General features: G+C 65.0%; 11 protein-coding genes and 1 pseudogene. 10 read left to right on the plus strand and 2 right to left on the minus strand.

Annotation, left to right across the window (positions count from 1 at the left end):
• The first annotated feature begins 5 nt into the window (after positions 1–5).
• From A5740_RS18320 to A5740_RS18345, 6 genes are read left to right on the plus strand one after another with little or no spacing between them, the layout of a single operon-like run.
• Positions 6–1,193 carry an MCE family protein gene (locus A5740_RS18320; RefSeq protein ID WP_076196271.1) on the plus strand — a complete coding sequence of 396 codons (1,188 nt, stop codon included), beginning with the start codon at positions 6–8 and terminating at the stop codon, positions 1,191–1,193.
• Positions 1,190–2,221 carry an MCE family protein gene (locus A5740_RS18325; protein WP_076196272.1) on the plus strand — a complete coding sequence of 344 codons (1,032 nt, stop codon included), beginning with the start codon at positions 1,190–1,192 and terminating at the stop codon, positions 2,219–2,221. Before A5740_RS18320 ends, A5740_RS18325 begins: the two co-directional genes overlap by 4 nt.
• Positions 2,221–3,303 (plus strand): MCE family protein, encoded by a 1,083-nt coding sequence (locus A5740_RS18330; RefSeq protein ID WP_076196273.1) that lies wholly within the window; start codon positions 2,221–2,223, stop codon positions 3,301–3,303. The genes A5740_RS18325 and A5740_RS18330 overlap by 1 nt, the downstream gene beginning before the upstream one ends.
• The gene (locus A5740_RS18335) at positions 3,300–4,766 is read left to right on the plus strand and encodes an MCE family protein (protein ID WP_076196274.1); all 1,467 of its coding nucleotides are present in this window, start codon (positions 3,300–3,302) and stop codon (positions 4,764–4,766) included. Before A5740_RS18330 ends, A5740_RS18335 begins: the two co-directional genes overlap by 4 nt.
• Positions 4,763–5,962, plus strand: a complete 1,200-nt coding sequence (locus tag A5740_RS18340; RefSeq protein WP_076196275.1) for an MCE family protein — start codon at positions 4,763–4,765, stop codon at positions 5,960–5,962. The genes A5740_RS18335 and A5740_RS18340 overlap by 4 nt, the downstream gene beginning before the upstream one ends.
• Positions 5,962–7,488 carry an MCE family protein gene (locus A5740_RS18345; RefSeq protein ID WP_076196276.1) on the plus strand — a complete coding sequence of 509 codons (1,527 nt, stop codon included), beginning with the start codon at positions 5,962–5,964 and terminating at the stop codon, positions 7,486–7,488. Before A5740_RS18340 ends, A5740_RS18345 begins: the two co-directional genes overlap by 1 nt.
• A gap of 15 nt (positions 7,489–7,503) precedes the next feature.
• Here the strand turns inward: A5740_RS18345 and A5740_RS18350 are convergent, their stop codons facing one another.
• On the minus strand, positions 7,504–8,016 hold the full coding sequence (locus A5740_RS18350) for a hypothetical protein (protein WP_076196302.1): 513 nt from the start codon (positions 8,014–8,016) through the stop codon (positions 7,504–7,506).
• Between the two features lie 142 nt (positions 8,017–8,158).
• On the opposite strand from A5740_RS18350, the gene A5740_RS18355 reads away from it, so the two are divergent.
• From A5740_RS18355 to A5740_RS18370, 4 genes are all read left to right on the plus strand, one after another.
• Positions 8,159–8,536 carry a hypothetical protein gene (locus A5740_RS18355; protein ID WP_139335204.1) on the plus strand — a complete coding sequence of 126 codons (378 nt, stop codon included), beginning with the start codon at positions 8,159–8,161 and terminating at the stop codon, positions 8,534–8,536.
• A complete protein-coding gene (locus tag A5740_RS18360; RefSeq protein ID WP_254849242.1) occupies positions 8,523–8,972 on the plus strand; it encodes a hypothetical protein in 450 nt (149 codons plus the stop codon). The genes A5740_RS18355 and A5740_RS18360 overlap by 14 nt, the downstream gene beginning before the upstream one ends.
• A gap of 131 nt (positions 8,973–9,103) precedes the next feature.
• Positions 9,104–9,634 carry a hypothetical protein gene (locus A5740_RS18365; RefSeq protein ID WP_254849243.1) on the plus strand — a complete coding sequence of 177 codons (531 nt, stop codon included), beginning with the start codon at positions 9,104–9,106 and terminating at the stop codon, positions 9,632–9,634.
• Positions 9,631–10,272: a twin-arginine translocation pathway signal gene (locus tag A5740_RS18370; protein ID WP_175616286.1), complete on the plus strand. Its 642-nt coding sequence runs from the start codon at positions 9,631–9,633 to the stop codon at positions 10,270–10,272. The genes A5740_RS18365 and A5740_RS18370 overlap by 4 nt, the downstream gene beginning before the upstream one ends.
• A gap of 164 nt (positions 10,273–10,436) precedes the next feature.
• Here A5740_RS18370 and A5740_RS28940 read toward each other — a convergent pair.
• Positions 10,437–10,880: pseudogene (locus A5740_RS28940) on the minus strand (hypothetical protein); the annotation flags it as partial.

The raw sequence follows: 10,880 nt of genomic DNA on the forward strand, positions 1-10,880 counted from the left end.
AACCGATGTCGCGTGACGCTAAACGTCTTCTGAGCGGGCTGACGACGCTCCTGGTGATCGCCGCCGCGATCACCGGCGCCATCGTGCTGTTTCGCGGTGGGGTCACACCGACGGCCTCGGTGACGGTGATCTCGCCGCGCGCGGGACTGGTGATGAACCCTGACGCCAAGGTCAAGTTGCACGGCGCGCAGGTCGGCAAGGTCGTCGCCATCGACACGCTGCCCGACGGGCAAGCCGCCCTCCGCCTGGCCATGAATCCCGATGATCTACATCTGATTCCGGCCAACACGGGCGTCGAGATCGCCTCCAGCACCGTGTTCGGTGCCAAGTTCGTGGCGCTGGTTCCCCCCGCTGAGCCATCACAGGAAACGATGTACGCCGGCCAGGTTCTCGACGCCGGTCATACCACCGTCGAGATCAACACGTTGTTCGAGCAGTTGGTGTCGGTACTGTCGCAGATCCAACCGGACAAGCTCAACGAAACGCTCGGCGCCATGGCGCAAGCCTTCGACGGTCGAGGCGACAAACTCGGCCAGACCCTGGTCGACCTCGACGCCATGCTGGTCAAGATCGAGCCCAGTCTTCCGACGCTCAGTCATGAGATTTCGGTGGCGCCACAGGTGATCAACGCCTACGCCGACGTGGCACCGGATTTGACGGACACGATACGCAACGCGACACAGCTCAGCGACACCGTCGTCGACCGCCAAAGTGACCTGGATGCCTTGCTGCTCAGCGCGATCGGGCTGGCCGACATCGGCACCGAGGTGGTCGCGACCAACAGCGACGCCGTGACCCAGACCATGAACCTACTGGTGCCGACCACGAACTTGCTCAACCAATACAACCCGGCGCTCACCTGCGCGCTCAAGGGGTTGGAGCCGCTCGCCATGGGACCGCCTCAGCCGCTTCCCGGCGTCATGTTGCTCGATTCGTTCCTGCTGGGCACCGAACGCTACCGCTATCCGGGCAACCTGCCGAAGGTCGCGGCGACCGGAGGACCGCAGTGCCAGGGCCTACCTGACGTCGGTTTTCAGCAGCGTCCGCCGTTCGTCGTCACCGACATCGACGCCGACCCGGCGCAGTATGGAAATCAGGGGATCCTGTTGAACTCCGACGCGCTCAAGCAAGCGTTGTACGGCCCACTGGACGGCCCGCCGCGCAACACCGCCCAGATAGGACAACCGGGATGACGCGCAGTTACGGGACGGCGATCAAATTCGGCGTGTTCGGTGTGGTGATGCTGCTGTTGACTGCGGCGTTGTTCGCGATCATGGGCCAGTACCGCACCGGCTCGGTGAACGGCTACTCGGCCGTGTTCGCCGATGCGTCCAGCCTGAAGGCCGGCGATTCGGTGCGGGTGGCCGGTATCCGTGTCGGCACGGTCAATGATGTTGTGCTGCAACCCGACAACACGGTGCTGGTGAACTTCGACTCGGACCGCGAGGTGGTGCTCACCACCGCGACGAAGGTGGCGGTGCGCTACCTCGACCTGGTCGGCAACCGGTATCTCGAGCTCCTCGACAGCCCCGGCTCGACGAAGATCCAGCCACCGGGATCCCAGATCCCCCTGGCCCGCACCGAGCCGGCGCTGGACCTCGACCTTCTGCTCGGCGGCCTCAAACCGGTCATCCAAGGGCTCAATGCACAGAACGTCAACGCGCTGACGAACTCCTTGATCCAGATCCTGCAGGGCCAGGGCGGCACCGTGGAATCGCTGCTGTCCCATACGACCAGCTTCACCCAGGCGCTCGCCGACAACGGACAGACCGTGCAACAACTGATCGACAACCTGAAAACCGTCATGGCCACCGTGGCCAAGGACGGCGACCGCTTTTCCGGCGCCGTCGAAAAGCTTCAACAGCTCATCACCGGCCTGGCGCAGGAACGCGATCCCATCGGAGAGGCCATCACCGCACTGGACAACGGAACCGCCTCTCTGACCGATCTGATGACTCAGGCCCGTCCTCCCTTGTCGGGCACCGTCGACCAACTCACCCGCCTGGCGCCGCTGCTGTCCAACACCGACGACATGGCGCGGTTGGACCTGGCGCTGCAAAAGACACCGGGCAACTACCGCAAGCTCGTGCGGCTGGGCGCCTACGGCAGCTTCATCAACCAATACCTGTGCGGCATGAATATCCGCGTCACCGATCTGCAGGGTCGCACCGCGTACTTCCCGTGGATCATGCAGAACACCGGACGCTGTGGAGAGCCCTGATGCTGAAATACCGTGGATCACATCTCATTCGCAGCGGGCTCATCGGCATCGTGCTGATTGCACTGATCATCGCTGTGGGGTTGCAGCCGCAGGCACTGTGGTCGTGGGCCACCTCCCTCAAGTACCGCGCCCTGTTCACCGAGGCGGGCGGCCTCACCGAAGGCAACGACGTCAAGGTTTCCGGCGTCACGAAAGGCATCGTCACCGACGTCACCCTGAGCCACGGCAAGGCGCTGGTGACCTTCACGCTCGACAGCAAGGTACGTCTGGGCTCGGAGACTACGGCCCACATCCGGACCGGAACCATGCTCGGTGCCCGGATGCTCACCGTCGAACCGGCCGGCAGCGGCGCCATGCGCGCCTCCGACACCATCCCCGTCACCCGGACGTCGTCTCCGTACTCGTTGACCAACGCCGTCGGCGATTTCACCACCAACACCGAAGGCACCGACACCGCCGCACTCACCCAGTCCCTGGATACGTTGTCGGACACCATCGACCGCATGGCACCACAGCTGGGGCCGACCTTCGACGGACTGACCAGGTTGTCGGAAATGCTGAATAGCCGCAACGATTCCCTGGCGAACCTGCTCAAGAGCGCGGCCGACGTGACCGGAATCCTGTCCAAGCGAAGCGAACAGGTCAACACGCTGCTGCTGGACGCGAATGCGTTGACCGGGGTGCTCGAGGCGCGCCGGTACGCGATCGTCAACCTGTTGGCCAACACCTCGGCGCTGGCCCAGCAGATCTCCGGGCTCGTCCACGACAACGAGGAAGAACTGGCACCCACCCTGAAGCAACTCAACTCGGTGACCGCGATGCTGGAGAAGAACCGCGACAATATCGCCAAGGCGCTGTCCGGTATGGCGAAATACTATGTCACCCAGGGTGAATCAGTGAACAACGGCTGGTACTACAACGCCTTCGTCGGCAACCTCCTGCCTTCACAGACACTACAGCCCTTTCTCGACTACGCGTTCGGCTTCCGGCGCGGCACCAATGCCGGACAGCCACCCGACAATGCCGGCCCGCGCGCCGAATTCCCGATGCCGCGTAACGGTATTCCCGGAGGAAGTCGATGATCACCCGTCACCGCGCGCGCATCAGTCGCGGCGCCTTGGTCCTGCTCGTCGCCCTGGCATTGGCCGGCACCGCGGTGGTGGTGCGGCACACCGTCTTCAGGCCCACCACGATCACCGCGTACTTCACGTCGGCCACCGCGATCTACCCGGGCGACGAAGTGCGGGTGGCCGGCGTCAAGGTCGGTTCCATCACGAGCATCGAGCCGGCTGGCGGGCAGGCACGGTTCACCCTCGCCATCGATCGGGGGGTGAAGATCCCGGCTGATGCCAAGGCGATCGTCATGGCGCAGAACCTGGTTGCCGCCCGCTACGTCCAGCTGACGCCGGCCTACGAAGACGTCGGGCCGACCATGGCCGACGGTGCCCAGATCGGCGTCGAGCGCACCGCCGTGCCGGTCGAGTGGGACCAGGTCAAAGATCAGCTGATGCGGCTGGCGACCGATCTGGGGCCACTCCACGGGGAATCGGCCACCTCGCTGAGCCGCTTCGTCGACAGTGCCGCGGCCGCGATGGACGGCAACGGTGACAAACTGCATCAGGCGATCAACCAATTGTCCAGTGTGGGGCGTGTTCTCGCGCAGGGAAGTGGCGACATCGTCGACATCATCAAGAACCTGCAGGTCTTCGTCACCGCGCTGCGGGACAGCAACACCCAGATCGTCCAGTTCCAGGACCGGCTCGCCAGTGTCACCAGCGTCGTCGACGGCAGCCGTTCCGATCTCGACGGTGCCCTGACGAACCTGGCGTCCGCGGTCGGCAACGTGCAGCGATTCGTCGCCGGCAGCCGGGACCAGACCGCCGAACAACTCGAGCGGTTGACCAACGTCACCCAGACCCTGGTGGACAACCAAACCCAGTTGAGGAACGTCCTCCACGTCGCGCCCAACGCAATCGCCAACGGCTACAACATCTACAACCCCGACAGCGGGACGGCCGTCGGCGCCTTCGCGTTGTCGAACTTCGCCGATCCGGTTTCGGTGGTGTGCTCGGCGATCGCCGCAGTCAAGAACGCCACCGCGGCAGAAACCTCGAAGCTGTGCGCGCAATACCTCGGGCCAGCTCTGTCGTTGATCAACTTCAACTACCTGCCGATGCCGTTCAACGCTTATCTACGTAAGGCGCCCAGCCCACACAATCTGGTGTACACCGATCCCGCTCTCGCCCCCGGCGGAGCCGGCGGGAGTCCCGTCCCGCCGGAGCAGCCGCCGGCCGTATCGGCCTACACCGGCGCCGGTGACGTCCCGCCGCCGGCCGGATGGGGTGCGCCGCCCGGCCCGCCCGGGGCCTATGCACCGGACGGACTGCCGGCATCCCCGGCACCGGCCTTGTTCCCCGGTGCGCCAGTACCGCCGGGTACGCCGCCCGCGGCGCCGGCTGAGCCGCCAAAAACGCTGCACGACATGCTTCTTCCCGCCGAAGCCGACCCCGCTGCGGCACCGTCGGATCAAGGAGGCACGCCATGACGGCTCGACGGAGGCTGGTTCGGGTGACCGCTACCTGCTCGGCGGTCATGTTGACACTGACCGGCTGCGCATTCCACGGGCTGAACTCGCTGCCGCTGCCCGGCACGGTGGGGCGTGGCTCCGATGCGACGGTGTATCACGTGGAACTGGCCAATGTCGGTACGCTGGAGTCGAATTCACCCGTCATGATCAGCGACGTGATCGTGGGCAGCGTGTCCGGGATGAAAGTCGACGGCTGGCACGCCGACGTGGAGATCTCGGTGAAACCTGACGTCGTCGTCCCCGCCAACGCCGTTGCGACGGTGGGACAGACCAGTCTGCTGGGATCCATGCACATTGCCCTCGATCCGCCGCTGGGACAATCGCCCTCAGGCCGGCTGACCCCGGGCGCAACACTGGAGCTCGGCCGTACGTCGACTTACCCGTCGACCGAACAGACTCTGTCGTCGCTGGCGGTCCTCGTCAACGGCGGCGGTCTGGGCAAGATCGGTGATCTGGTCACCGAGTTCAACGCCGCGCTCGACGGTCGCCAGGTGCAGATCCGCGACCTGCTCACGCGGCTCGACGACATCGTCGGCCTGTTCGCCGACCAGCGCGACGACATCAACGCCACCATCACGGAGATGAACCGGCTCAGCGGCTCCCTGGCCGGACAGCAGGAAGTGGTTACCGCTGCGCTGCAACGGATCCCGCCTGCTCTGGACGTGTTGCTCAAGGAACGCCCCCGCATCACCACCGCGTTGGAGAAGTTCGGCCGGTTCAGTGACACCGCCACCACACTCATCAACGCGACCCGCGACGACGTCGTGACCAACCTGCGCAACCTCGAACCGACGGTGCGCGCATTGGCCGACGTCGGACCGAATCTGGGCACGGTGCTGGCATTTGCACCGGCCTATCCCTATCCACAGAACTTCATCGACCGGGCGATCCGCGGTGACTACCTCAATGAGTTCATCACCTTCGACTTCACCGTCCCGCGGCTGAAGCGGGGACTGTTCCTCGGGACCCGATGGGGCCAGGAGGGGCTGCCGCTGACGCCGGCACCGGGAGACCCCTGGTTCGCCAACTACACGAAAGACCCGATCAACATGCCGCTGACACCGCCACCGGCAGCAGTGGCCACGGTGCCGCCACTGATCGACCCGGCGCCGGCGGAAGATCAACACGCAGCACCGACCGAAGGTGGCAACTGATGCTCACCCGCTTCATTCGTGTCCAGTTGGTGATCTTCGCGGTGGCTGCCGTCATCGGGATGGCCGCGATGGGCATCGTCTACCTGCAAGCCCCGACATTGCTGGGCATCGGACGGATGACGGTGACGCTGCAACTGCAAGGGACCGGTGGGCTCTACCAGTTCTCCAATGTGACGTACCGCGGCGTACAGATCGGCAAGGTCACCGACGTGAAACCGACGCGGGAGGGCGCCGAAGCCACTCTGTCACTGAACACGTCACCCAAGATCCCGGCAGATCTGCACGCCGCGGTGCTGAGCGTGTCAGCGGTGGGAGAGCAGTACGTCGACTTGCAACCGCACGACGAATCGGGGCCATACCTGCACGACGGATCGGTGATCCCGGTGGCCAACACCTCGATCCCCCAGGCGGTGGGACCGATGCTCGATCAGGTCAGCTCCCTGATCGGAAGCATCCCCAAAGACAAGATCAGTCCACTGTTGGACGAAACCTTCAAGGCTTTCAACGGTTCTGGGTACGACATCGGCTCGTTGCTGGACTCCTCCTCGCGACTGATCGCCGATGCGAACGCCGCCGCCGATCAGTCCCGCGCGCTGATCGATGACAGCGCACCGATTCTCGACGGTCAGGCCGAATCGATCGACGCCATTCGCACCTGGGCGCGCAGTGTCGCGGGCATCAGCCGGCAACTCGTCGACGACGACGCACACGTGCGCACTTTGCTCAAGGATGGACCGGGAGCCGCCGACGAGGCCTCCCGACTGTTCAATCAAGTCAAACCGACGCTGCCGTTGCTGCTGGCCAATCTGACCAGCCTGGGTCAGGTCGGCGTGACGTACCACCCTTCGCTCGAGCAACTGCTGGTACTGCTGCCGCCGTCGATCGCGTCGACCCAGTCCTACGGTGCGCCGAAGAACAACCCGACCGGTATGTCGTTGGGCGACTTCACCCTCAACATCGGCGACCCGCCGGCCTGTACCGTCGGTTTCCTGCCGCCCTCGGAATGGCGCTCTCCCGAGGACACCAGCGACATCGACACCCCCGACGGGTTGTACTGCAAACTGCCCCAAGATTCGCCGATCGGCGTGCGAGGCGCACGCAACTACCCGTGCATGGGTAAGCCGGGCAAGCGGGCGCCCACTGTCGAAATCTGCGAAAGTGACCAGCCTTACCAGCCTTTGGCGATGCGCCAGCATGCGCTGGGTCCGTACCCGATCGATCCCAACCTGTTGGCTCAGGGGATAGGTCCGGACGCCCGGGTGGATCACGACGCGACGATCCACGGACCGGTGGAGGGCACCCCGCCGCCCGCCGACGCTCCTGTGGTGGCTCCGCCGCCAGCCGGTGCACCTGCGGTGGCTCCGAGTGCATTCAGCCCCAACAGATCTGGGGGCCCGTCGGTGGCGATCGCCACCTACGACCCGAGCACAGGCCGGTACGCCACGCCGGACGGGGCGGTGTACCGCCAGAGCAACCTGGTGCCGCACGCCGGTGATCAGACCTGGAAGGACCTCTTCCCGACCTGATCGGCAGGTCGGGGGTCAGGCCGTTTTTACCAGTTTGAACGGCATGGTGATGAAAAGCACCGTGCTGCTTCCGCAGGAGCCGCTGACCCCCGTGGTCGAATCCTCACCGAGCAAGGTCGTCGAGGCGGGATCGGTTGCCGTGGCGTCTGCGTTCGACGGGAAGAATCGGTACACCTGAAGTCCCGGGCCGGCCGTCCCGTCGGGACACGGCTGCCAGTTGTCCACCGTCTTCTTGACGAACCAGACACCGCTCTTCATGTAGATGGGTGCGCTCCATCCCCAGTCGCTGTCGACGGTGCCGGTGCACTCGCTGGGGTAGCTGCACGTCGTGGAGATCGTCCAGGTGCTGCGGAGGCTGGCCTCGTCGTGGAAGACGTCGTTGGTCTTCGCCCACTCGCCGTTGGAGGTGGCGACGTAGGTGCCGTTGAGGCCCCACCTGGGCGATGCGTGCGCAACCGGGCTGCACACACCGCTGAGCGCCGCGGCGCTGAGCACCCCTGCCCCGGTGAACGCCGTCAACACCCGCATGACCACTCCTTAAGTACACCGTGCCGCCGGCAGTTGCCGTGGGAGCCTTCACTGTCCAATGTCTGCCGATCTGTGACGGCCACCCTCCCGCCCAGTGGGCATCGTGATGGCACGCGGATTTCTCCGTGCCACAGTGTCGTCCGTGCGGATAGCGGTGGCGGCCTCGATCGGACTGCTCGTTGCGGGTTTGGCCGTTCCGGTCCCGGCGAACGCAGCGCCCGATCAGTGCAACGACGCCTCCTGCGTACCGGGGATCGTCGGTGGCGTCGTACTGGGCGCGCCCTGTGTGAACACGACGCACTTCGTGTTCGGCACCACCTCGTGGGGCCGGCTCGTCTTCTGCGGGTCGCCGCGTCGCTATGAACCGCGCTGGTTCCGGTCACCGCCGTTGACGGGTATTCGTGAGGAGAACACGCCATGTGGTGGGTCCATGAACTCCGTTGCGCAAGCGCCTGACGGACTGTTCCTCAGTTGTGTGGCGACGGACGGGGCGAGCAGGTGGGTTCGTGGCGACGTCTGATGTTGTGGGTCGTGCGTGGGTCGCGTCGGGCGTCGTCGCTGTAGTTGTCGCCGCCGGTGTTGCCGGGCTTCTCCCGGCCGCGTCGGCGCGCGCGGACGACGGGCCTCTGCACCGGGTGACCTATACGGTCACCGTCGAGCAGGCGACGCCCGTCAGCATTTACTTCCGAGAGGCCGATCCGCCAACCTGGGCGGACTACAGCCACAATCCCTACGAATTCAGCCCCAAAGACGATGTCGCACTTGAACCGGGCCGGCCTTGGATCCGCGAAGTCATGCTCGCCGATCCGATGCAGTGGGCCATGGTCACCGTCACCACGGCCGGATTGTCTCCGCAGCTGGTGCAGACTCTGCGATGTGAATTGGCGGTCGATGGAATCGTCGTCAACCGCGCTGCGGGACCCAAGGGAGCGTTGTGTTCGCTACGCCATTGGTGAATCTCACTGGTGACCGCTGGGCGGGACAGCGGCATCGGCCTGGGCTCGACCGGCATTAGCGTGCGGGAGCAGTCAACCGGAGGTGCACCATGCGGTTACTCAGCCGTTCAGACGAGGTAACTGAGACAGCCGTGCCCGAGGACGAACCGTCAGCCCCCGGCGAGAAACGCTGGCGCGGGCCGAAATTCGCGACAGCACTCGGTGCTGTGGGCGTCCTGGTGAGCGTGGCGCTGCTGGCGGTCACGGGCTACATGATCTGGTACCAAGTGCAGTCAGACCAGACTCATCAGCGTCGCGCGGAATTCGCGGCCGCTGCGTCACAGGCCGTGGTAACCCTGATGTCGATCGACAGCGCCGCGGCGGAGGAGAACGTGCGGCAGATCGTCGACAACTCAACCGGACAATTCAAAGACGACTTCCAGTCCGCCTCCGACGATTTGATCCGAGCGGCGCAAGACTCCAAGGCGGCGACCAAGGCGAAGGTCGCGGCGTCGGCCGTGCAGTCGATGACTGCCGACAGCGCTGTCGTGCTGGTCAGCGCGGCGACCACGATCAACGACGCAGCTGGGGCCGGTCAGCAACCGCGGAACTGGCGTCTGAGCGTCACCATGCTCGACGACGGGGGACAGATCAAGATGTCGAAGGTGGAGTTTGTCCCGTGAACACAATCGAAGCTGATGCTGAAACCCACTCGGAGATAGAAACTCTCGACAAGGCCCTGTCAGCTGCCGACCCAGACAAGGTGCCGTCGGCTGCCGACCCCGACGAGGCTCCGCCAGCTGCCGGCCCCGACTTGCCGGCGCGCGGCGAGCGGTGGCTGCGGCGGCGTTGGCGTGCTGTCGCCATCGTGTGCGTACTCCTGGCCTCAGCCGGGGCTGCGGCAGCCGTGTACTTCGGTACGTACCGCGGTGCCCACGAGACGGCTGGCGAGACCACCACGGTGATCGATGCTGCGTCCGACGGTTCGGTGGCGTTGTTGTCCTATACGCCAGACAGTTTGGATCACGACATCGATACTGCGGAGTCTCACCTGACCGGCGAATTCTTGACGTACTACAGTCAATTCGCCGAACAGTTCGTGGCACCGGCGGCCAAGGACAAAGACATTCGCGCCGCCGCATCGGTGGTACGGGCGGCCGCCATCGACGTGCAACCCGATACGGCACAGGTGTTGGTGTTCCTGAACCAAGCCACAACGAGCCGCGCCAACCCTCAACCTGTTCAGGCTGCCAGCGCTGTGAAGGTGGGCCTGACGAAAGTCGACGGCGATTGGCGGATCTCATCTTTCGACCCGGTGTAACTCTGGGATCGGCTTCGCCCCAGGCTCCGGTGTAGCCGCCGGGCGTGATCGGCTGGGGTTGCACCATGTCACGCAGGCGTGCCGCCCCGAGGTGGACTGCCTCTGCCTCGGTGGAGTAGCGCCTCGGTGGGGTGGGACCTGGGTCGCCCCGACGTCGGTGTTGGTCAGGGGCCGCGGACTGCCTTGTCGTCGAGGGCACGGTGGTTCTTGGGGGCACGGTGGTTTTCGAGGGCACGGTTGTTCTTACCGGCACGGTCGTTTTCGAGGGCACAGTCATTGACGGGGTACGCGCGTTCGATGGGTATCTCGTCGAGCAGGATCCAGCCGTCCGCTAGTTGCGGGGCTGGCCGTTGTGGGTCGAAGGGGTCTGTGTCCCAGAGGTGTTCGACGTTGGGTGCGGTGAGTGTGAACTCTTCGAAGATGTTGTCCCAGTCGATATCCCATTGTGGAATCGGTTCCGGTTCGAGGTGCGGCCTGGGGTCTGGATCTGGGCCGGGGTCTGGGTCGGGCTCTGGCTCAAGATGTGGCGTGAGGTCCGGCTCGGGTTCCGGTTCGGGACGAACCCTGGTTCTGGTTCGGGTTCTGGTTCGGGGCCCGGGGTCAGGTCT

It is taken from the genome of Mycobacterium sp. GA-1841 (assembly GCF_001954135.1).
Classification (GTDB): Bacteria; Actinomycetota; Actinomycetes; order Mycobacteriales; family Mycobacteriaceae; genus Mycobacterium.